The sequence below is a fragment of the Rhodococcus huquni genome (assembly GCF_055231055.1).
In genome coordinates, this window is sequence record NZ_JBUYWE010000012.1 from 103,259 (window position 1) to 124,725 (window position 21,467).

Annotated in this window: 19 protein-coding genes; 10 read left to right on the forward strand and 9 right to left on the reverse strand. The window is 65.4% G+C overall.

Annotation, left to right across the window (positions count from 1 at the left end; all coding sequences use genetic code 11):
* Positions 1-209 precede the first annotated feature (209 nt).
* Positions 210-1,445: a Glu/Leu/Phe/Val dehydrogenase dimerization domain-containing protein gene (locus ACZI8R_RS18965; RefSeq protein ID WP_463381205.1), complete on the forward strand. Its 1,236-nt coding sequence runs from the start codon at positions 210-212 to the stop codon at positions 1,443-1,445.
* Positions 1,446-1,506: 61 nt separating this feature from the next.
* Here the strand turns inward: ACZI8R_RS18965 and ACZI8R_RS18970 are convergent, their stop codons facing one another.
* Both ACZI8R_RS18970 and mca read right to left on the reverse strand, forming a co-directional pair.
* Positions 1,507-1,761 carry a hypothetical protein gene (locus tag ACZI8R_RS18970; RefSeq protein WP_463381206.1) on the reverse strand — a complete coding sequence of 85 codons (255 nt, stop codon included), beginning with the start codon at positions 1,759-1,761 and terminating at the stop codon, positions 1,507-1,509.
* Positions 1,758-2,636, reverse strand: coding sequence for a mycothiol conjugate amidase Mca (gene mca / locus ACZI8R_RS18975; protein ID WP_463381207.1), 879 nt, complete (start codon positions 2,634-2,636; stop codon positions 1,758-1,760). The genes ACZI8R_RS18970 and mca overlap by 4 nt, the downstream gene beginning before the upstream one ends.
* A gap of 141 nt (positions 2,637-2,777) precedes the next feature.
* Here mca and ACZI8R_RS18980 point away from each other — a divergent pair, with 141 nt between their 5' ends.
* Positions 2,778-3,203, forward strand: coding sequence for a DUF4307 domain-containing protein (locus ACZI8R_RS18980; RefSeq protein ID WP_463381208.1), 426 nt, complete (start codon positions 2,778-2,780; stop codon positions 3,201-3,203).
* A gap of 228 nt (positions 3,204-3,431) precedes the next feature.
* On the forward strand, positions 3,432-3,926 hold the full coding sequence (greA, locus tag ACZI8R_RS18985; protein ID WP_463381209.1) for a transcription elongation factor GreA: 495 nt from the start codon (positions 3,432-3,434) through the stop codon (positions 3,924-3,926).
* Positions 3,927-4,005: 79 nt separating this feature from the next.
* Here the strand turns inward: greA and ACZI8R_RS18990 are convergent, their stop codons facing one another.
* The gene (locus tag ACZI8R_RS18990) at positions 4,006-5,421 is read right to left on the reverse strand and encodes a C40 family peptidase (protein WP_463381210.1); all 1,416 of its coding nucleotides are present in this window, start codon (positions 5,419-5,421) and stop codon (positions 4,006-4,008) included.
* Between the two features lie 228 nt (positions 5,422-5,649).
* On the opposite strand from ACZI8R_RS18990, the gene ACZI8R_RS18995 reads away from it, so the two are divergent.
* Together ACZI8R_RS18995 and ACZI8R_RS19000 are read left to right on the forward strand one after the other, a co-directional pair.
* Positions 5,650-5,832, forward strand: a complete 183-nt coding sequence (locus ACZI8R_RS18995) for a hypothetical protein (RefSeq protein WP_463381211.1) — start codon at positions 5,650-5,652, stop codon at positions 5,830-5,832.
* Complete coding sequence (locus ACZI8R_RS19000) at positions 5,826-6,593, forward strand: FAD:protein FMN transferase (protein ID WP_463381229.1); 768 nt, start codon at positions 5,826-5,828, stop codon at positions 6,591-6,593. The genes ACZI8R_RS18995 and ACZI8R_RS19000 overlap by 7 nt, the downstream gene beginning before the upstream one ends.
* On the opposite strand, the gene ilvA is transcribed toward ACZI8R_RS19000, so the two are convergent.
* From ilvA to ACZI8R_RS19020, 4 genes are all read right to left on the reverse strand, one after another.
* Positions 6,584-7,747, reverse strand: coding sequence for a threonine ammonia-lyase (ilvA, locus tag ACZI8R_RS19005; protein ID WP_463381230.1), 1,164 nt, complete (start codon positions 7,745-7,747; stop codon positions 6,584-6,586). The two genes, ACZI8R_RS19000 and ilvA, sit on opposite strands and share 10 nt — an antisense overlap.
* 105 nt (positions 7,748-7,852) lie before the next feature.
* A complete protein-coding gene (locus tag ACZI8R_RS19010; protein WP_463381212.1) occupies positions 7,853-9,025 on the reverse strand; it encodes a cystathionine gamma-synthase in 1,173 nt (390 codons plus the stop codon).
* 21 nt (positions 9,026-9,046) lie between these two features.
* Positions 9,047-9,577: a hypothetical protein gene (locus tag ACZI8R_RS19015; protein WP_463381213.1), complete on the reverse strand. Its 531-nt coding sequence runs from the start codon at positions 9,575-9,577 to the stop codon at positions 9,047-9,049.
* Between the two features lie 110 nt (positions 9,578-9,687).
* Positions 9,688-11,073, reverse strand: coding sequence for a cystathionine beta-synthase (locus ACZI8R_RS19020; protein WP_463381214.1), 1,386 nt, complete (start codon positions 11,071-11,073; stop codon positions 9,688-9,690).
* Between the two features lie 134 nt (positions 11,074-11,207).
* Between ACZI8R_RS19020 and ACZI8R_RS19025 the strand changes: the two genes are divergently transcribed.
* Together ACZI8R_RS19025 and ACZI8R_RS19030 are read left to right on the forward strand one after the other, a co-directional pair.
* Positions 11,208-12,206, forward strand: coding sequence for an SGNH/GDSL hydrolase family protein (locus ACZI8R_RS19025; protein ID WP_463381215.1), 999 nt, complete (start codon positions 11,208-11,210; stop codon positions 12,204-12,206).
* Positions 12,207-12,277: 71 nt separating this feature from the next.
* Positions 12,278-13,495, forward strand: coding sequence for an acetyl-CoA C-acetyltransferase (locus ACZI8R_RS19030; RefSeq protein ID WP_463381216.1), 1,218 nt, complete (start codon positions 12,278-12,280; stop codon positions 13,493-13,495).
* Positions 13,496-13,601: 106 nt separating this feature from the next.
* Here ACZI8R_RS19030 and ACZI8R_RS19035 read toward each other — a convergent pair whose 3' ends face one another.
* Positions 13,602-14,453: a Bax inhibitor-1/YccA family protein gene (locus ACZI8R_RS19035; protein ID WP_463381217.1), complete on the reverse strand. Its 852-nt coding sequence runs from the start codon at positions 14,451-14,453 to the stop codon at positions 13,602-13,604.
* A 186-nt stretch (positions 14,454-14,639) separates the two neighbouring features.
* Positions 14,640-15,767, reverse strand: coding sequence for a class I SAM-dependent methyltransferase (locus ACZI8R_RS19040; RefSeq protein ID WP_463381218.1), 1,128 nt, complete (start codon positions 15,765-15,767; stop codon positions 14,640-14,642).
* Between the two features lie 99 nt (positions 15,768-15,866).
* On the opposite strand from ACZI8R_RS19040, the gene ACZI8R_RS19045 reads away from it, so the two are divergent.
* From ACZI8R_RS19045 to ACZI8R_RS19055, 3 genes are read left to right on the forward strand one after another with little or no spacing between them, the layout of a single operon-like run.
* Entirely contained in the window at positions 15,867-19,328 is a 3,462-nt protein-coding gene (locus tag ACZI8R_RS19045; protein WP_463381219.1) for a protein kinase domain-containing protein, read from the forward strand.
* A 46-nt stretch (positions 19,329-19,374) separates the two neighbouring features.
* On the forward strand, positions 19,375-19,833 hold the full coding sequence (locus ACZI8R_RS19050; RefSeq protein WP_463381220.1) for a Fur family transcriptional regulator: 459 nt from the start codon (positions 19,375-19,377) through the stop codon (positions 19,831-19,833).
* Between the two features lie 14 nt (positions 19,834-19,847).
* On the forward strand, positions 19,848-21,308 hold the full coding sequence (locus tag ACZI8R_RS19055) for a catalase (RefSeq protein WP_463381221.1): 1,461 nt from the start codon (positions 19,848-19,850) through the stop codon (positions 21,306-21,308).
* Positions 21,309-21,467: the final 159 nt, after the last annotated feature.

Consider the following 21,467-nt stretch of genomic DNA (forward strand, 5'->3'; position numbering starts at 1 on the left):
GACAGTCCAGAGTTCGTGAACGAACAGGTCCAGCAAACGTAACTGGACGGCACGTCCGACTCGGACGCATGCTGTGGTCAGCGGCCGCTTCCGATGACGAGCGACCGGCCCCGAGTTACCAGTGAGCCCTTGTCACGGACATGAACAGTCACGGACATGAACAAGGGTCTATCGCCGCATACGCGAAACCACCTCAGGAGGCGACGAAAATGACCATTGCAGACCACCCCCTGGACAGGTTGAGCACCGAGGTCCGCACGTCCACTCCTGCAGTGCTCCACCCACCCGCGGCCCCGCCGCGCCACGAGCCCGTCATGCGCATCCAATGGACGGACGAGGTCACCGGCGCCCTCGGATACCTGGTCGTCGACACTCTCGTTGCCGGTCTCGCCACCGGCGGTACCCGCATGCGCAAGGGATGCACGATGAGCGAGGTCGAAGACCTGGCTCGCGGCATGTCGGCCAAGACAGCGACATTCGACCTCCCGGTCGGAGGCGCCAAGGGCGGGGTCGACTTCGATCCCAAGGATCCCCGCGCGGTCGAGGTGCTCACCCGATTCTTCGACGCCATGCGCCCGTTTCTCGATCGTCACTGGGTGACCGCCGAAGACCTGGGTGTCACCCAGCAACTCATCGACGACGTCTTCGGACACCTCGGTATGCGCCAGTCGTATCACGCCGCTATCGAGCGCGCCCTGGACCCGAATGCCACCGCCGACAGAGTGATGGCGGGGCTCAACGCAGAGGCTCGCGGTGGCCTCCTCGGCGATGTCATCGGCGGATACGGTGTGGCGCAGGCCTGCCTCGCGACCGCAGCCCAGTGGGGTTGGCCGGTCGATCAGACCACGGTCGCCGTGCAAGGCATCGGAACCATGGGCGGCGCGGCAGCCTGGTATCTGCACGATGCGGGCATGAAGATCGTCGCCGTAGCGGATGCGGCCGGCACGCTCTTCGACCCACTGGGGCTCGACATCCCGACCCTGTTGGAGACCCGCGACGAGTACGGAGAGATCGACCGCAGCCGGGTGCCCGCGTCCGTCGAACAGCTACCGCGGGACGTCGTCCTGACGGTAGGAGTCGACATCCTGGTCCCTGCCGCCGTGTCCTACGCCATCACCGGCGACAACTGCGCGGTCATCGACGCGAAGGTCGTTGTCGAGGCGGCAAACGCCGCAACGACCGCCGATGCGGAACTCGATCTGACCGCCAGGGGCATCGCCGTGATTCCGGACTTCGTCGCCAACGCGGGCGCCGTCGCCTGGGCCTGGTGGCTGTTGCTCGGGTACGTCGGCGACCACCCGGACGACTCGTTCGATCGACTCCGCAAGGAGATGACGGCGAAGGTGACCGGACTACTCGCCGAATGGGACCCGGCTCGCGGGCCCGTCCGTTGGCTCGCACACATCCCCGGTCCGCGGGTGGCACGCGAGATCTACATCCCCTGACCCCTGTGAGTGGTTGGCGAGTCCAGGGACTCGTCAACCGCTCACAGGGCGCGGAGCGCCCTCAGTCGGTCTTGTCCGGAGGGGTGTGCGGAATCGCGCCCCGATCCGTGCCCTCGTCGGCTTCCTGATCCGCCTCCGGATGTTCGGGTTCGAACGTGTCCGGCAGCCTGTTGAGCCGTTTGTTCATCGATCGCACCAGGAGAATCACTCCGACGAAGAGCGCCAAGAGCACGAGCAGTCCGAACGGCGACGCCTTGCCGAACTCGGGGCCCGAAGGATCGGCCTGAGCGAGTATCTGGACAGTCAGCGCGTTCACTTCTGCTCTTCCTCCACGATTCCGGCGAAGAGGTCCGACTCCGGAATCGACGTGGTGACCCGTGTCTGTGCGAGCTCGAACTCCTCGGTCGGCCAAATCTTCTGCTGTATGTCCAGCGGCACCGCGAAGAACGACCCGTTGGGATCGATCTGTGTCGCGTGCGCACGCAGTGCGTCGTCCCGCTGGGGGAAGTAGTCGCCGCAGGTGATCTGTGTGGTCACCCGTGCCATCAGGTCACCTTGCTCGGTCTTCCACTTCTTCAACCAATCGGCCATCGGGAAGTCTTCGCCGCGGCGCTCGTACTCCTCCTGGAACAGCACGAGTCGCTTCCGAATGAAGCCGTGCGAGTAGTACACCTTCTGTACTTCCCACGGCTCTCCCGCATCCGGAAAACGGTTCGGATCGCCGGCCGCCTCGTACGCAGCCATCGACACCTCGTGGCAGCGAATGTGGTCGGGATGCGGGTACCCGCCGTTTTCGTCGTACGTGGTGATCACGTGCGGGCGGAACTCACGGATCACGCGGACCAATGCCTCCGTGGACTCCTCCAACGGGACCAGCGCGAAGCACCCGTCCGGAAGCGGCGGCTTCGGGTCGCCCTCCGGCAGGCCCGAATCGATGAATCCCAGCCAGCGATGCTGGACACCGAGGATGCGAGCGGCCTCCGCCATCTCCTCCTCACGAACCGCCTGAATGCGGTCCCTGACACCGGGAATGTCCATCGCCGGATTGAGGATGTCGCCGCGTTCACCGCCGGTGAGCGACACGACCATGACGTCGTTTCCTTCAGCGGCGTAACGGGCCGTCGTCGCAGCGCCCTTGCTCGACTCGTCGTCGGGATGGGCATGGACGGCCATGAGCCTGAATCCGCTCACGTGTTCGTTCACCTCGTCTTCGCCTGTCGCCGTCCCGGCCGTGTGCCGCGTCGGCTGCGCACCAATGCACTCCTCTATAGTTCCACCCGATACTTCCCAATGCAGCCGTGGCCCCGTTCCGATGGCCTGAGAGCAGACAAGATGACCAGCACGCTTCCACCCGGCCGGTATTCCTCGACCACCAAACCTGCACGATCTCGCAGGTCACTGGCATGGTTGGCAGGCGCTGTGGTCGTACTGGTCGGGGTGGTCGTCGCTGTCGTCGCGTACCAGAAGTTCGCTACCAGCGAGATCGACGCCGAGGTCACCTCGTTCGACATCGTCGACGACTCGAAGCTCGACCTCACCCTCAAAGTGACTCGAGAAGACCCGTCACGTGAGGCGGTGTGCATCGTGCGCGCCCGGTCCCAGGACGGGTCCGAAACCGGCCGACGCGAAGTGCTGGTGCCCGGTGGTGAGGACCAAACGGTATTGATCACGACAGCCGTCCTCACCTCTCGCCCGCCAGGAATGGGCGATCTCTATGGGTGCAGCTTCGACGTTCCCGAGTACCTGACCGCTCACTGACACACGTTCACCTCACAGCGAACGAACAGCGATCGCCAGTTCGGCAGGCCCGCTCGTGCTAGAATCGGCTGATACACGGTTCCGGGTGGAACCGTGTATTGCTGCATTGACGGCAGGATGGGGCCCGGCGCGACGAAAGTCGTGCCTTCCCGTCGTGCCGTTGGTCATTGCTCTTGCAATGACCTGTCGAGGGAGCCCGGCGGCTCCAACTACGAGGGAGTGATCGAGATGACCGAGACCCAGGTGACCTGGCTGACCCAGGAGTCACACGACAGGCTCAAGAGCGAACTCGACCAACTCATCGCCAACCGCCCCGTGATCGCAGCCGAGATCAACGAACGGCGCGAAGAGGGTGACCTGAAGGAGAACGGCGGATACCACGCCGCACGCGAGGATCAGGGTCAGCAGGAAGCCCGCATCCGTCAGCTTCAGGAGCTGCTGAACAGCGCAAAGGTGGGCGAAGCCCCCACCCAGTCTGGTGTCGCGCTGCCCGGCTCCGTCGTGAAGGTCTACTACGACGGAGACGAGAAGGACACCGAGACATTCCTCATCGCCACCCGCGAAGAAGGCTCGAACGACTCCGAGCTCGAGGTCTACTCGCCGAACTCACCGCTGGGTAGCGCCCTGCTCGAATCCAAGGTCGGCGAGACCCGCGAGTACACGCTGCCCAACGGCAACAGCATGAAGGTGACACTCGTCAGCGCGGAACCGTACCGCGGCTGATACACCGATTTCCTTCGACGAAGCGCCGGCCCGGATCGAGAATCCGGGGCCGGCGCTTCGTTGTATGAGCAAATGAGGGTCAGGCGAGTCGGCGAGCCTTCATGCCGTCGAAGACCGCGCCGACGCGTACGACATCGCCTGTGGTGGGTGCGTGAAGCATCTGTCCGTTGCCGAGATAGATGGCGACGTGACCCGGTCCACCCGGCCCCCAGTTACCGAACAGCAGATCGCCGGGACGGGCTTGGTCGAGCGGAACCTCGACACCGACGCGCCACTGGGTCTCCGAGGTACGGGGCAGCTTGATTCCGGTCGCGGCATACACCGCGAACGAGGTCAGGCCCGAGCAGTCGAAGCCACCCATCGACGGGCCGTTGATGCTGCCGCCGCCCCAGACGTACGGAAGTCCGATGTACTTCATGGCCGCGTCGATCACCTTGCTGACGCCGTCCACTGCTGCGCCGCCGTAGAAGAACGGGGCCAACATGCGGTCGAACGACTCCTCGAGCGATCGAACGCGAGCAACGAACGGCGCAGGTTCACGGCCCGGCGCTGCGGCGGGGACACCGCCCGACTGCCGAACCGCATCGATCCCGACGTCGTACGCGGCGAGGGTCAGGTCCAGGGAATCGCCCTTCACGGCACCACCGGCCTTGAGCGCCTCGACCTGACCGAACACGTCGCACAGCATGGCGCCACTGGCCATCACCGGGTCGGCGACACCGAGTATGTCGACCTTGCCGTCACCGTCGGCGTCTTTTCCGTACTTGGCCCAGGCCTCCGGGGTGAACTGTCCGGGCCCGCGCGCACCAGCCGGGCTCGTCGGTGCGGCCGCGCCATAGCGAAATCCGCTGCCGACCGAATAGAGGGCGGCCAAGGTGGCGGGCTTGACGCCTTCACACACGGAACCGGCCTTGCGAATCCACGGTGCGAACACCGCGATGGCACCGACCGGAGCGAGAGACACACCTGGAAAACCTGCGGGCACCGCCGGCACCAGCGAACCGAGTGCTCCGAGGAACGGCAGCCCTGGGATATCGGCGAAGGCAGAACCTGCTGCTCCGACAGCTCCCACCGAAGACGGGGCGGACGGCATCAAAGATTGAAATCCGTTGTTCGTCGGTGCAGCGCCGCTGGAGAGTGGGGCCGTGCCCGTCTGGCCTCCGGGTGCAACTCGAAGTGCGGGCGGAGGGGGCGCCGCAACTGCCGGGTCTCCAGGCTTGGGAGCCTTCTCCTGCTCGGGAATGTACGGATCGGTCGCGTCCTTCACTGCGCCGCCGACATCACCCACCATCTGCTCGGCCTGCTGGCGCGTGCCTTCCGGCATCGCCGCTATTGCGTCCTCGACCTGCTTCTGCACGTCCGGCGATGCCTGTTCTGCGTTCTGAACCGCCGTGACCGCTTGATCTTTGACGGGTTGCGGAATGTCCGCCCCCGCCACAATGGCCCCCGCTGCCGTAGTGATCGCCACGATGATCGCTGCTGCATCCACTGACATCCGTAACTCCTCCTCCTCGGTGCAACGGACCGAGTGCCCTCACGTTACGGCGAGACACAGGTGGCGGGAGGAGAATGACGAACTTCGAACGGGTCGAAAGCGGATATTTTCCGGGGCTCGTCACACAGAGCGTTTTCGGGGCTCGGACCAGGGAATGTGGTCAAACCCGACACCGATCCCAAGCTGCTTCCCAGACTCTTCACAGGTTCGACGGGGATGCTGGACGCCATGAGCGATGAACGACGCCCCGCACGCTTCCTACCTGTTCGCATTGCCCTCGCCTCGGCCGGAATCGTCGGACTGCTCGCCGGCGGCAGCGTCGCCACCGACACACCCACCCCCGACTCCACGGCCGTTGCACTCGTCGCAGCCGGCGACGGACCTGCAGACGCTGTTTCCAGCGGATCGTGACGCCCAAACACGCCACCGAATGGTCGTCGTGGGGTCTGCACGCTCGGGTGGTCGTCACCGATCCGGATGCGCTCGACTCGGCGACGAACCTCGTCCGCGGCTACCTTTCTGCCGCCGATGTCGCCACCAATCGAGACCGCGCCGACTCCGAGATTCGCAATCTGATCCCCGGACACAACACGGTCACCCCGATGTTCGCTCGCTTCGTTGCGGATGCGCTGTCTGTTGCCCACTCCACCGAGGGAGCGCCCGGGCCGACTGCGAACGGAACCGGTTGGCGCGCGATCTCCGTCGACGGAACGTCACTACATCTTCCCGACGGAGTCGATCTCGATCTGTCGAGTACGTCCAGAGCGAGCACTGCCGACCACTGCGCGACGTCCACGGCCGAGCTTCTCGGCTGCGGGGTCCTCGTGGCCCTCGGCGGTGACATCGCCGCGGCCGGAGACACCCCCGAGGACCGATGGCAGGTCCAGGTGCAGGACCTACCCGGCGATCCGACGTGCCAGGTGTCCATCCCCTCGGGCGCCGGGGTCGCAACGGCGAGCACCGTCAAACCCCTTCACCCGGAGTCGTTTCCGCAGTGGCGCACCGTCTCCGTCGTCGCCGAAACGTGCACCGCGGCGCACAGCGCGAGTACCACTGCCGTGCGTATGGCGGGCGGCGCGATCGATTTCCTCTCGCGCCTGGAACTTCCTGCCAGACTCGTCGACCAGGAGTTTCGGGTGGTCACCCTCGGAGGTTGGCCGAGTCAGTCCTGAAGGCGAGGTGCGTAGCCGGCCGCGTCGAGCGCGTCGAGCATGCTCTGCCGATGCTCGGGACCGCGCGTCTCGACGGTGAGAAATACCTCCACCTCGTCCAGCGCGAGGGCGCCGCGGGTCCGGGAATGCACGACGTCGACCACGCTGGCGCCGTTGTCACTGACCACCCCGAGGAGGTCGACCAGACCGCCCGGACGATCCGGAATCGTGATGTGCACACCGAGATAACGCCCGGCGGCGCGAAGTCCGTGCGTGACGACGTGGGTGAGCAGCAGGGGATCGACGTTGCCGCCGGAAAGGACGGCGCACACCGGCCCGGTCAGCCCGAGTTCGTCGGCCGGGATACTCATCAACGCGGCCACGGCGGCCGCACCTGCCGGCTCCACGATGAGCTTCGCTCGTTCGAGGCACAGCAGCAGGGCACGTGACAACGCATCCTCGGAGACGGTGACGATCTTGTCGACCTGCTTGGACACGTGCGCGAACGGCACGTCGCCCGGCCGGCCCACCGCGATCCCGTCCGCCATCGTCGACATGGCGCCAAGTGGCACCGGGTGTCCGGCTTCGAGAGAACCGGGCCACGCCGCTGCCCCTTCTGCCTGTACTCCGATGATCCGGACATCCGGCGCGAGGTCGGAGATCACGGCCGCGATTCCAGCCAGCAGTCCGCCGCCACCGGCAGGAACCAGCACAGTGCCGACGTCCGGAAGTTGTTCGAGGATCTCGAGGCCGACCGTGCCCTGGCCCGCGACGATGTCCGGGTGGTCGAACGGATGGATCAGAACTGCCCCGTTCGACTCCGCGAACTCTCGTGCCGCGACAAGAGCGTCGTCGACGGTTTCTCCGACGAGATGCACGGTGGCGCCGTACGCCCGCGTCGCCACCAGCTTCGGCAACGGCGCTCCGTTCGGCATGAACACCGTCGACTCGATGCCGAGCTCGGTGGCCGCCCAGGCCACGCCCTGCGCATGGTTTCCGGCGCTGGCCGCAACCACACCGTTCGCACTCTCGACTTCGGACAGGTTGGCTATCCGGTTGTATGCACCCCGAGGCTTGAAAGATCCGGTGCGTTGCAGGTTTTCGCATTTGAGCAATACCTGATGACCGCTCCGGTCCGACAGCGCCCGCGAGGCGATCGTCGGGGTCCGCCGCATGACGGGGTCCAACAGCTCACGAGCTGCCCTTACTTGTTCGAGGGTGACGGCTTCCACGCGGGCAAGAGTAACCCGCGTGGAAGCCGCACTCGTGGAAGCTCCGAATCAGCGAAGCGCGTTCTCGATGTCGGCAACCAGATCGGCGCCGTCCTCGATTCCCACCGACAGACGCACCAGATCGTCTGGAACCTCGAGCACCGAGCCTGCCGTGGACGCGTGAGTCATCGCACCGGGATGCTCGATGAGCGACTCGACGCCGCCGAGCGACTCGGCCAAGGTGAAGATCTCCGTACGGGCGCAGAAGTCGAGCGCGGCCTGGCGGCCACCGGCGAGCCGCACCGAGATCATCCCGCCGAAGCGTCGCATCTGCTTGGCCGCGACACCGTGACCGGGATGGCTGTCGAGGCCCGGGTAGATCACGTGCGACACCGCGGAATGCCCGGTGAGCAGGTCGACGAGCTTCTCGGCGTTGTCGCTGTGCCGCTCCATACGCAGCGCGAGCGTCTTGATGCCACGCAGTGTGAGGAACGCATCGAACGGGCCGGGAACCGCGCCCGCGCCGTTCTGCAGGAACGCGAATGCCGTGTCCAGCTCTTCGTCGTCCGTCACGAGCGCGCCACCGACGACGTCGGAGTGTCCACCGATGTACTTGGTGGTCGAGTGCAGGGCGATGTCCGCGCCGAGCTGCAACGGCTGCTGCAGGTAAGGCGACGCGAACGTGTTGTCCACCACCAGCTTCGCGTTGCCCTCGTGCGCAACGTCGGCCAGCTTCTCGATGTCACCGATGTTGAGCAACGGGTTGGTGGGCGTCTCCACCCACACGAGCTTGGTCTCGGGCCTCATGGCCGCGCGCACCGCGTCGACGTCGGTGACGGGGACCGGGGTGTATTCGATCCCCCACTGAGTGAAGACCTTGTCGATGAGCCGGAACGTTCCGCCGTAGGCGTCGTTGGGAATGATCAGGTGATCGCCGGGGCGAAGCGTCGCGCGCAGCGCGCAGTCCGTTGCGGCCATGCCCGAACCGAAGGCGCGCCCGTAGGTGCCCGATTCCAACGCGGCCAGGTTGGCCTCCAGCGGCCGCCTCGTCGGGTTGCCCGTGCGTGCGTACTCGAAGCCGTCACGCATTCCGCCCACGCCGTCCTGCGCGAACGTCGAACTCGCATAGATCGGAACGTTTACCGCACCGGTCTGTGGATCGGGGTCGAATCCGGCGTGAACCGCCTTGGTGGAGAAACCCTGCCAGCTGATGTTGTCCGCCTTGCTGCGCTGCTCACTCATGCAGACCAGCCTAATGGAGGACTATTTCTCCAGATACTCGGCGACCGCGAACAACATGTCCAGCTTCTTCGCATCGTCGATGCTGCTGTCCATACTGTTGGCGATGATGTTGTGGGTCGGCGTGAGCAGTGCCAGCCCCACCACGTCCAGCACCACGCCGCCCAGCGCGTCGGCGCGGGGATCGGGAACCGTGGTTCCGACAGTGTGCATCTGCGCGAGCACAGCCGGATCGTGCGCTTCTTCCCGCACGATCACGGTGAGGGCACCGGCAATGTTCGATGCACCCTTGGACCACATGCACATCGGGTCCTCGAACCCGGGCAACGTCTGCTCCGAGACCTCCGGCCGGTCCGATACGAGTGGACCCAACGCCTCCGTCAACGCATCGCAGTCCGCCGATTTGCTCGCGCCCGAGGCGCCGGGTGCGGCGGACGACGAGCCCGTCGTACTCGAGGCACCCTTCGCCGCGGTCGGCGTTCCCTCGACGCTCGTAGTGCAGCCGGCAGCAAGGAGCGCACAAGCCGCGAGCGGAACGATCATGGCTCTGCGCATCGGGCGTCCTGTTCGGTCGGTGGTGCTCGATTTCGTGTGGAACGAAAAGTCGTCACGCGTGGCGACGGGCCACTCCCCTTGCGAGGAGTGGCCCGTCGGCAGCGAAAAGCCTATGCCCCGGCGCTCAAGAAGCCCAGCAGGTCGTGCCGAGTGATGACGCCGACCGGCTTACCGTCGTCCACGACCATGAGCGCATCCGAGTCACCGAGCGCCTTCGTCGCTGCCGACACGGGCTCGCCCGAACCGATCAGCGGGAACGGCTTGCTCATGTGCTTCTCGACGGAGTCCGCCAGGTGCGCGCGCCCCTCGAATACCGCACTCAGCAGTTCGCGCTCGGTGACGCTGCCCGCGACCTCGCCGGCCATGACGGGCGGCTCGGCGCCGACGACCGGCATCTGCGAGACGCCGTACTCGCGCAGGATCTCGATGGCATCGCGAAGCGTCTCCGACGGGTGCGTGTGCACCAGGTCGGGAAGTTCTCCGGACTTGCCGCGCAGGACGTCGCCGACGGTCTTCTCGTCCGGCTTCCCGTCGAGCGGGGTCCGCAGGAATCCGTAGGACGACATCCAGTCGTCGTTGAAGATCTTGGACAGGTAGCCACGGCCACCGTCGGGAAGGAGCACCACGACCAGTGCGTCCGGCCCTTCACGCTTGGCGACCTCGAGTGCCGCGACCACCGCCATGCCGCAGGAGCCGCCGACGAGCAAGCCCTCCTCACGAGCGAGACGACGCGTCATCTCGAAGGAGTCGCCATCCGACACGGCGATGATCTCGTCCGGGATGGACGGGTCGTACGCCGAGGGCCAGAAGTCCTCGCCGACGCCTTCCACCAGGTACGGGCGGCCGGTGCCGCCCGAGTACACCGAACCTTCGGGGTCGGCTCCGACCACCTTCACCTTGCCGCCGGAGACCTCCTTGAGGTACTTGCCGGTGCCGCTGATGGTTCCGCCGGTGCCGACACCTGCCACGAAGTGGGTGATCTTGCCGTCGGTGTCCGCCCAGATCTCGGGGCCGGTGGTCTCGTAGTGGCTCTGCGGGCCGCCCGGGTTGGAGTACTGGTTGGGCTTCCAGCCGCCCGGCAACTCACGAGCGAGCCGGTCGGAGACGCTGTAGTAGCTGTCCGGGTGATCCGGCGCGACCGCGGTCGGGCACACGACGACCTCGGCGCCGTAGGCCTTGAGAACGTTGCGCTTGTCCTCGCTCACCTTGTCGGGGCAGACGAATACGCACTTGTAGCCGCGCTTCTGCGCAACGAGTGCAAGCCCGATTCCGGTGTTGCCCGATGTCGGTTCGACGATGGTCCCGCCGGGCTTCAGCTCGCCGGAGGCCTCGGCAGCGTCGATCATCTTCACGGCGATACGGTCCTTGGAGCTACCGCCCGGATTCAGATACTCGATCTTGGCTGCAACGGTCCCGGCGTTCTCACCGATAACAGAAGTGAGCTTGACGAGAGGAGTGTTGCCGATGAGGTCAACCACATGTTCCGCGATGCGCATGGCTCCATGTTCCCAGATGCCGACCAGGACCGCTCACAGACGTCCGGCAGGCAGCTCCAGGTCCGACTAGATTGGGACTCACGCACACCGTGAAGAGGCCGTGAAAAAGATCCGGTAGCGGAAAGGTGAGACCCGTGCCCAAGAGCACATGGCAACTCGGAGTGAAGGCGGGCACGGCGGCAGTGGTCGCCGGTTCCAGCGCCGGAACTTTGTCCTGGGCTGCCTACAACTATCTGATGTCGCAGGCATCGGCAGCGCGCGGCGTGATCGGCCGCAACATAGCGAAGCCGCCGGAGGCCGACGGCGTGTACGCGCCAGGGGCGATCACTCCCGAGCGATGGTGGCGGTCGGTTCCCTACGACGTCCACCTGATGATCTTCGGAGACTCCACCGCCGCAGGCGTCGGTTGCCAGAGCGCCGAGGAGGTCCCCGGGGTGCAGATCGCGCGCCGGCTCGCCGACGATACGGGCCGTCGAATCCGACTCAGCACCAAGGCGATCGGCGGCGCGACGTCCCGCGGACTACGTGGACAGGTCGACGCGATGTTCATCGCAGGACCGCCACCGGATGCCGCGGTCATTCTCGTCGGAGCCAACGATGTGACTGCCAAGAACTCCATTCGATCGTCGGCTCATCGCCTCGGTGAAGCCACCAAACGTCTTCGGCAGCACGACTGTGTCGTCGTGGTGGGCACCTGCCCCGACCTCGGTGCCGTCACGGCAATTCCACAACCACTTCGAACGGTGGTGCGCACGTGGGGGCTGCGTCTGGCGCGAGCGCAGAAGTCGGCGGTGCTCGCGGCGGGAGGGCATCCGGTCGCACTGGCCGACCTTCTGGCTCCCGAATTCCTGGCAGCACCGGACACGATGTTCTCGTCCGATCATTTCCACCCGTCCGCCGCCGGATACGAACTCGCTGCAATCCAGATCGTGCCGGTCCTCGCCACCGCACTCGGTATGTGGCACGGCGGTCCACTGCCCGAGCTGCCCGAGGTGTCGGGGGCGGCGCAGGCCCGCACGGTGAGTGCGCGCGTCGGTGCGGCCCTGGAGAGGCTGGTCCCCCACCGCGGCGACCGTCCCGGTGACTCCACCCTCGATGCAGTGGGGCTTCGCGTCGAATCTCCAGCAACGTAAGTTGTCGAGTGAGACCACGTACCGGTGGTCTGCAGCACAGCACAGACCAGCCGTAGAAATAAGGAGTTTCCATGCCCGAGGCAGTAATCGTCTCAGCAGTACGCTCGCCGATCGGCCGCGCCATGAAGGGGTCGCTCAAGGACATCCGTCCGGACGACCTGACCACCCAGATGATTGCCGCGGCGCTGGCGAAGGTTCCGGAGCTCGATCCCAAGGACATCGACGACCTGCTCCTCGGCTGCGGTCAGCCTGCGGGCCAGTCCGGCTTCAATATCGCGCGCGTTGTCGCCGTCGAGCTGGGGTACGACTTCCTTCCCGGCGTGACCGTGAACCGCTACTGTTCGTCGTCGCTCCAGACGACACGTATGGCCATGCACGCCATCAAGGCCGGTGAGGGTGACGTCTTCATCTCGGCGGGTGTCGAGTCCGTTTCCAGCTTCATCACCGGTAACGCAGACGGCCTCCCGAACACCAAGAACGCCAAATTCGCCGACGCCGAGGCCCGCACCGCGAAGCTCGCCGAGGGTGGCGTCGCGTGGAACGACCCGCGCGAGGACGGCTTGCTGCCCGACGCTTACATCGCGATGGGCCAGACCGCCGAGAACGTCGCTTCCTTCACGGGCATCAGCCGTGAAGATCAGGACCACTGGGGTGTCCGCTCGCAGAACCGCGCGGAGGAAGCCATCAAGCGCGGCTTCTTCGAGAAGGAGATCACCCCGGTCACGCTGCCCGACGGCACCGTGGTCTCCACCGACGACGGTCCTCGCGCCGGCACCACCTACGAGAAGATCTCGCAGCTCAAGCCGGTCTTCCGTCCCGACGGAACCGTCACCGCCGGCAACGCCTGCCCGCTCAACGACGGCGCTGCCGCCCTCGTCATCATGTCGGACACCAAGGCAAAGGCGCTGGGTCTGACCCCGCTCGCCCGCGTCGTCTCCACCGGTGTCTCCGGCTTGTCCCCGGAGATCATGGGCCTCGGCCCGATCCAGGCCGTCAAGAACGCCCTGAAGATCGCCGGCAAGTCGGTCTCCGACATCGACCTGTTCGAGATCAACGAGGCCTTCGCCGTGCAGGTGCTCGGCTCCGCTCGTGAGCTCGGCATCGAGGAGGACAAGCTCAACATCTCCGGTGGCGCGATCGCTCTCGGCCACCCGTTCGGCATGACCGGTGCACGCATCACCAACACCCTGCTGAACAACCTGCGCGAGCAGGACAAGACGTTCGGCGTCGAGACCATGTGTGTCGGCGGCGGCCAGGGCATGGCGATGGTGCTCGAGCGCCTCAGCTGAAGCCCTCCGGGCCTGTGAGTGGTTGACGAGTCTCTGGACTCGTCAACCACTCACGGGATAGAAACGCCCCCGAGAGCATGCTCTCGGGGGCGTTCTGTTGGAGCTTCTAGTCGCTGTTGAAGTAGCTCAGCAGACGCAGGATCTCGATGTACAGCCACACCAGCGTGACCGTGAGACCGAATGCGACGCCCCATGCAGCCTTCTCCGGTGCCTGTGCGCGGATCAGCTTGTCGGCTGCGTCGAAGTCCAGCAGGAAGCTGAATGCGGCGATACCGATGCAGACGAGGCTGAAGATGATGGCGATGGGGCCGCCGTCGCGGAGACCGAATCCGCCGTCCATGAAGAAGCTGGCAACCAGGTTGCCCAGCGCGAGGACGACGACACCGATCAGGGCGCCGATGATCATGCGGGTCAGACGCGGGGTGACGCGGATGGCACCGGTCTTGTAGACGACCAGCATTCCGAAGAACACACCGAACGTGCCGAGTACCGCCTGGCCGATCAGCGCACTGCCACCGGCACCACCGAACTCGATGTTGGTGAACATGAACGACAGCGCCCCGAGGAACACACCCTCTGCCGCTGCGTAGGCGAGGACGATCGCCGGGTTGTCCATCTTGCGACCGAAGGTCGCGACGAGAACGAGGACCAGACCGATCAGACCGCCGCCGATGACGAACGGGGCGGCGAGCGCGTTGTTGTTGGAGACGAAGAAGTAGGAGATCAACGCCGCAACGGTCAACACACCGAGCGTCACGCCGGTCTTGGTGACCACGTCGTCGATTGTCATGGGGCGCGAGTCCGGACCGGTACGGTACGGCTCGGCCTGGGTGTACTGCGGTTGACCGAATTGCTGAGTGACCTGCGCGGCGCCGGCCGTCGCAGATCCGAACGAGGCGTATCCGCTGCCCTCTTGCTTGGGCAGGTTGCGGAACACCGGGTTACTGGTGGTGCGCACCGTGCACATCCCTTCTCATGGCTCGCCGGGGCGATCCGGGCGGTTGCTGATGTCGTTCAACGTTTCTGTTCGTTCAACGTGTCTGTTCTTTCAACGTTTCTGGGCGCCTCGGGAGTTCCCGAGGCGTCCGGACAATTCGGACTCTACCGGTGCGACCGCCCCCGTTCCATACGAAGGCCGCACAGTTCATCGTCTCGACACGGTGACGGTGAACTTGGAATTCTTGCCCGCCACCTCCGTTGGGCCGACCAGCTCCTTCAGAAGCCCCCGATACCCGAGGTGGGTGTTGTACACCGTCCACATCTGCCCACCCGGCTTCAAAACGCGTCCTGCTGCCGCGAACATCTTGCGCGCGCCGCCCGTGTGCACCGCAGCTCCGAGGTGGAACGGCGGATTGCACACGATCACGTCCTGCGAGGAATCCGCCAGCGAGGACATCACGTCGTCGCGTTGGGCGCGCACCCGATCACCGACCCCGTTCGCAGCCGCGGTTGCCGCCGCCGACGCGACCGCGGCGCCCGACTCGTCGGTGGCGATCACCTGAAGATCGGCATTGGACCGCGCAAGCTCCACGGCCAGGATTCCGGTGCCACAACCGAGATCGACTGCCGATCGGGCATCGACGTCGACGTTCCCGAGATGTTCGAGCAGGAACCTCGTGCCGATGTCCAGTTTGGGTCCGCCGAACACCGCCCCGTGCGCGACGACCTCGATCGGTGGATGCTCGAGCGTGGCCCGGAGGGGGTATTTCGTCACGAAGTCACGGCCAGGCCCTCGCACCGTCAGGACTCGCGACTTCTGCCGACCCAGTCCTGCGTGGACGTCCTCGAACACAGTCCCGAGCACGTCGTTCATCGCCGTCGTCATGTGCTTGCTGCGGCCGCCGGCGAAGATCACCACGTCCGGGTCCGCACCACGAGCGATGATCTCGGCATACTCGCCCAGTTCGGCGAGGCTGCGGGGCAACTGCATCAGGACGACGCGTGCTCCCTCGACCAGCTCGGCCGTGAGCGGCATGGAGGTGAACCGATCGCTGAGCCCCACTCCTTCGGCATTGGCGGCCAAGGCCTGCTCGCCGGTGAGTCCGTCCTGGTGCACGCGGATACCGTTCGAACCGTGTGCGACGGCGGCGCCGAGCGTCAGAGCCCCGTACCGGTCGTCGATGACGACGACCGACCCGTCCGGAGCAGCGGCGAGCGCATCGCCGGCCTCGTCCAGGATCAACCGATCCGCCGCATCCACGGCGAACAGGTTGGGCGCTTCGACGTCGGGAAAGCGACGGAGCGTGGCGAACAGGTCTTCGAGGCCGGACATGAGAGCAAGTGTTGCAGGCCGCCGAACCTCGATGCGACGGCAGTGAAGCAGGCGCGGCGATATGCTGGTGGTTGGAGTTCCTCCAGAAGGTGATCGCATATGTCCGATCCACTCGCGACGCGACACGATCCCGTTGCCGATACGGCAGCCGATCTGGCCGCAGAGGGGTTCGACGATGCCCGCGAAATCGGTCGCGGCGGCTTCGGAGTCGTCTACCGCTGCACCCAAACCGCATTGGATCGCACGGTTGCCATCAAGATCCTCACCTCGGACCTCGGCGAAGACAATCGTGAACGCTTTCTGCGCGAGCAGCGGGCCATGGGGCGGTTGTCCGGCCACCCGAACATCGTCGAAATCCTTCAGACGGGCGTCACCCGCTCCGGCCTGCCGTACATCGTGATGCCCTATCACCCGCAACAGTCTCTCGACCGTCGAGTGCGCTCGCACGGGCCGGTGCCGTGGCAGGACGCGATTCGCATCGGCATCCGAATGGCAGGTGCCCTCGAGACTGCACACCGCCTCGGCATGCTGCACCGCGACGTGAAACCCGCGAACATCCTCTTCACCGATTACGGCGAACCGCAGTTGTGCGACTTCGGCATCGCGCGCGTTCGAGGCGGCTTCGAGACGCAGGTCGGCAACGTCGCCGGCTCACCCGCGTTCACGGCGCCGGAAGTATTGCGGGGTGGTACACCGACCGCCGCCTCGGACGTGTACGGGCTCGGGGCAACCTTGTTCGCCATCATCACCGGTCATGCTGCCTTCGAACGGAGAACCGGCGAGCGACTCGTGTCGCAATTCCTTCGCATCACCACCGAGCCGATACCCGACCTTCGCGACGAGGGAATTCCGGATTCACTGTGTGCGGCGATCGAGCGGGCGATGGCAGAGAATCCGTCCGACCGATTCCCGAGCGCCGCGGCGCTCGGCGAAGAATTGCGCACCGTCCAGCAGGACAACGGCCTCGACGTGGATTCGATCCCGATACCGCACGAACAACCATCGGACGCGATCGGCGCTCCGTCGGTTTCGGTGTCGGTTTCGGTTACCGGATCGCCACACAGTGGGCGGCGCACCACCTCTGGAACCACCACTCCCCCGAGTGCGGCCACCAAGTTCCGTCCGCCGACACCCACACACGTGCTCGTCCCTCGCTCGCGCGCGCTCGCCCTCCTTCGTGAGGGCGGACGCAGACGCCTCCTCCTGGTCCATGCGCCACCAGGCTTCGGCAAGACGACGCTCGCGGCGCAGTGGCGAGGCGAACTGGCAGCCGAGAACGTGCCGGTGGCCTGGCTCAACATCGATCACGACGACGACAACATCGTGTGGTTTCTCGCTCACCTGATCGAAGCTATCCGCTTCGCCGTCCCCACCCTCGCTCACGAGCTCGGCCAGGTTCTCGACGATCACGGCGACGAAGCCGAGCGGTATGTCCTGACCTCTCTGATCGACGAAATTCACGAGAAGCGAACACACCTCGTAGTCGTGATCGACGATTGGCACATCGTCGAGGACCGGACGACCGTCGCCGCCCTCGGATTCCTTCTGGAGAACAGTTGCCATCACCTACAGGTTCTGGTGACGAGCCGAACGAAGGCCAGGTTACCCCTGACGACCTTGCTGGTTCGCGACGAACTGGTGGAAATCGACTCGACCGCACTGCGTTTCGATCTCGAGGAGACCCGCACATTCCTTCTCGATTCGAGTGGATCGCAGCTGTCGGAGCGCGATGTTGCCCACCTGGAGCGGACGACCAACGGCTGGGTCGCCGCACTGCAATTGGCGAGCATATCGCTGCGCGGAGCCGAAGATCCCGCATCGGTGATAGGCGGAATGACCGGACGGCATCATGCGATCGGTCAGTACCTGGCGGAGAACGTCTTCGCCGCGCTCGACGACGATCTTCTGGATTTCATTCTGCCGCTGTCCATTCCCGATCGCGTATGCGCGAGCCTGGCAACGGCACTCACCGACGCCCCACATCCACAGGCACTCCTCGAGGAGCTCGAGGAACGTGATCTGTTTCTCCATGCACTCGACGAGGGCCGAGAATGGTTCCGATTCGACACCGTGTTCGCAGAGTTCCTGCAACGTCGCATCGCGCGGGACCAACCGGGCCGTGTCGACGAACTCCGACGCACCGCGGCCCGATGGTTCGCCGAACACCGGCTGCACTGCGAAGCCGTCGAGATCGCCGTGGCGGCACACGATGACGAGTTCGCGGCGAACCTCGTGGAGGCGCAGAGCGCACTCCTGCTCGAGCACTCTCGGATGACGACCTTGTTGGGCCTCGTTTCGAAGCTGTCACCGGCTCTCGTTGCGACTCGCCCGCGCCTGCAGATGGCCCTCGCATGGGCGAACATTCTGTTGCAACGTACGGCTCCCGCGCGTGCGGCACTGAACTCCCTCGAGGCGATCTTGCGCAGAACCTCCGAGGCCGATACCGAACTCGACGAGCTGGGTGCCGAGGCGGACGTCGCACGTGCCGTGATGGAAGTATCGGCAGATCGGATCACCGGGGTCGAAGCATGGATCGCGAAGGTTCTCGAGCAGCCCGAGACTGCTCGCCCCTGGGTGGTGTCGGCCGCGGCGAACGTGTCGAGTTTCGTGTCCATCTACCGATTCGAGTTCGCGCAGGCTCGCCGGCGACAAGATTGGGCCGCACCCTTCCACCAGCAAGCCCACGGATCGTTCGGGCTGGTCTACGGGCACTGCTTCGCCGGTATCGCCGCGACGGAACAACTCGACATCGCCGCTGCCGAGGATCACTTTCGGATCGCGCTGCAGGCCGCGGAGGACACCTCCGGACCGCAGTCCCACGCGGCCCGCCTCGCGGGCACGATGCTGGGCGCGCTGCTGTACGAGTTGGGTGACGTCGATCAAGCCGAAGAGCTTCTCGATGCCGGATACGAGCTCGGGATCGAAGGTGGGGTCGTCGATTTCATGGTCGCCCGCTTCGTGACAGGAGCCCGAGTGAAAGCTACGCGGGGCGATATCGACGCTGCGGTGGCGCGCCTGGACGACGGGTTGGTGGCGGCCGATGCCCTCGCCCTGCCCCGATTGCGGGCCCGAATCGAGAACGAACGTATGCGTTTCGATCTCCCCTACACGCCGGAGAACCGCCCTCGCCGCGGAGTCGACCGCGCCAACGCGCAGGCACATGCCGGAGTAGCCGACATCATCGAACAGCTCGAGGAAGCGACCGAGCTACGGCAATTGCTCCACACGGATGCGCAAGCCGCCTCCCGCCGCGCCGCAGAGCGCGTTGCAGAGATCGACGAACGCGAACGGCCCCTCGCACACATGCAGGCGAGGCGGCTACTTGCTGCCTGCCAGGTCGCCGACGACCACATCGAGGATGCCGAGGCAACAGTGGCGGCCATTGCCTCGGTGTGCTCGCAGATCGGTTTCACGCGCTACCTGATCGACGGCGGGCCCGCGATCGTGGACGTTGTCGCCCGGCTGCACGCCGACGGCTCACAGCACGCGTGGCGCCCGGAATGGCCAGCCGTCCCGCTGTCGTACCTGGCAGCGACCCTGCAGCTCGTCGAGCGAACTTAGCCGACACTTCCTTGACCAATTCCAGAAAGCGTGGTGCAGTGTGATCGTGGACACACCACCTCAGTTGGCTGCACTCCTACGGGGCGCGTCATTGCGGGTCACAGGACCTCGCGTGGCGGTCCTGGCCGAGGTCCAGGGCAGTCCACACGCCGACGCGGACACCATCGCCTCCGGGGTTCGAGATCGGATCGGTTCCGTTTCCACCCAGGCCGTCTACGACGTGCTCCGAGCCCTCACGGTCGCGCGCCTCGTTCGTCGTATCGAGCCTGCGGGATCGCCGGCCAGGTACGAGGCGCGAGTCGGCGACAACCACCACCATCTCGTATGCCGAGGTTGCGGAGTGATTCGCGACATCGACTGTGCCGTCGGCGAGGCCCCGTGCCTCGCGCCCAGTTCCACCCACGGCTTCGACATCGACGAAGCCGAGATCGTCTTCTGGGGCATGTGCCCCGATTGCCGCAACGAGACCCCCACAACCGCCCGAGAACCTGACAACAGCCAGTAAGGAAGGGATACACAGTGAGCGAGCAGAACCGCACGTCCACCGACAAACTCACCACGGCCGTAGGCGCGCCCGTACCCGACAACCAGAACGTGGTCACAGCGGGACCACGTGGGCCGCAGCTTCTCCAGGACGTCTGGTTCCTCGAGAAGTTGGCCCACTTCGACCGCGAGGTGATCCCCGAGCGCCGCATGCACGCGAAGGGTTCCGGCGCGTACGGCACGTTCACGGTCACCAACGACATTTCCGAGTACACGAGCGCCAAGATCTTCTCCGAGGTGGGCAAGAAGACCGAGCTGTTCGCACGCTTCTCGACGGTCGCCGGCGAGCGCGGTGCAGCCGACGCCGAACGCGACATCCGCGGCTTCGCCGTGAAGTTCTACACCGAGGAAGGCAACTGGGACCTCGTCGGCAACAACACCCCGGTGTTCTTCTTCCGCGACCCGCTCAAGTTCCCCGACCTCAACCATGCGGTCAAGCGCGACCCGCGCACCAACATGCGCAGTGCCAACAACAACTGGGACTTCTGGAGTTCGCTCCCCGAGTCACTGCATCAGGTCACCATCGTCATGAGTGATCGCGGACTCCCCGCCTCGTACCGCCACATGCACGGATTCGGTTCGCACACCTTCAGTTTCATCAATGCGAAGGGTGAGCGCTTCTGGGTGAAGTTCCACCACCGCGTGCAGCAGGGCATCAAGAACCTCACCGACGCCGAGGCCGAGACGGTCGTCGGCAAGGATCGCGAAAGCCACCAGGCAGACCTCTTCGACGCCATCGAGCGTGGGGACTTCCCGAAGTGGAAGCTGTGTGTGCAGATCATGCCGGAGGCAGACGCCGAGAAGGTTCCGTACCACCCGTTCGACCTCACCAAGGTGTGGCCGAAGGGTGACTACCCGCTCATCGAGGTCGGCGAGTGGGAGCTGAACCGCAACCCCGACAACTACTTCGCCGAAGTGGAGCAGGCAGCATTCAACCCCGCACACGTCGTGCCGGGCATCAGCTTCTCCCCCGACAAGATGCTGCAGGGACGTCTCTTCTCCTACGGCGACGCCCAGCGATACCGATTGGGTGTCAACAACTACCAGATTCCGGTCAACGCTCCCCGCACTGCGACGAGCAGCTTCCACCGGGACGGCGCGATGCGTGTGGACGGTAATCACGGTGGCGCCCTACACTACGAGCCCAACAGCTACGGCAAGTGGCAGGAGCAGCCGCAGTACCGTGATCCGGCGCAGGCTGTCGGCAATTCTGCCGATCGCTTCGACTACCGAGCGGACGACGACGACTACTTCTCGCAGCCGCGCGTCCTGTTCAACAACATGAGTGACGAACAGAAGCAGGCGCTCTTCGACAACACGGCTCGCGCGATCGACGGCGCATCCGAAGAAGTAGTGCAGCGGCATATCAAGAACTGCACCGACTGCGACCCCGCGTACGGCGAGGGTGTCGCGAAGGCAATCGCCGCACTGGGCTAGCGCCTGTGAGTGGCCGGCGAGTCCAGGGACTCCTTCGGTTCATGCGGTCGTCGCAACATTCCTGATCGAATGAAGGGATGTGGATGGTGGCGAGGACGTATGGGCAGCGGAGGGTGAGCAGTGAAGCGCGGGCTCGGTTCTGGGTGTCGTGGGTCGAGG

Coding starts and splice junctions, on each gene's coding strand:
- ACZI8R_RS18995 (WP_463381211.1), top strand. CDS start 5,650: ATGAGCGATGAACGACGCCCCGCACGCTTCCTACCTGTTCGCATTGCC.
- ACZI8R_RS19040 (WP_463381218.1), bottom strand. CDS start 15,767: ATGTCCGGCCTCGAAGACCTGTTCGCCACGCTCCGTCGCTTTCCCGAC.
- greA (WP_463381209.1), top strand. CDS start 3,432: ATGACCGAGACCCAGGTGACCTGGCTGACCCAGGAGTCACACGACAGG.
- ACZI8R_RS19015 (WP_463381213.1), bottom strand. CDS start 9,577: ATGCGCAGAGCCATGATCGTTCCGCTCGCGGCTTGTGCGCTCCTTGCT.
- ACZI8R_RS19020 (WP_463381214.1), bottom strand. CDS start 11,073: ATGCGCATCGCGGAACATGTGGTTGACCTCATCGGCAACACTCCTCTC.
- ACZI8R_RS18965 (WP_463381205.1), top strand. CDS start 210: ATGACCATTGCAGACCACCCCCTGGACAGGTTGAGCACCGAGGTCCGC.
- ACZI8R_RS19045 (WP_463381219.1), top strand. CDS start 15,867: ATGTCCGATCCACTCGCGACGCGACACGATCCCGTTGCCGATACGGCA.
- ACZI8R_RS19010 (WP_463381212.1), bottom strand. CDS start 9,025: ATGAGTGAGCAGCGCAGCAAGGCGGACAACATCAGCTGGCAGGGTTTC.
- ACZI8R_RS18980 (WP_463381208.1), top strand. CDS start 2,778: ATGACCAGCACGCTTCCACCCGGCCGGTATTCCTCGACCACCAAACCT.
- ACZI8R_RS19030 (WP_463381216.1), top strand. CDS start 12,278: ATGCCCGAGGCAGTAATCGTCTCAGCAGTACGCTCGCCGATCGGCCGC.
- ACZI8R_RS18990 (WP_463381210.1), bottom strand. CDS start 5,421: ATGTCAGTGGATGCAGCAGCGATCATCGTGGCGATCACTACGGCAGCG.
- ilvA (WP_463381230.1), bottom strand. CDS start 7,747: ATGCGGCGGACCCCGACGATCGCCTCGCGGGCGCTGTCGGACCGGAGC.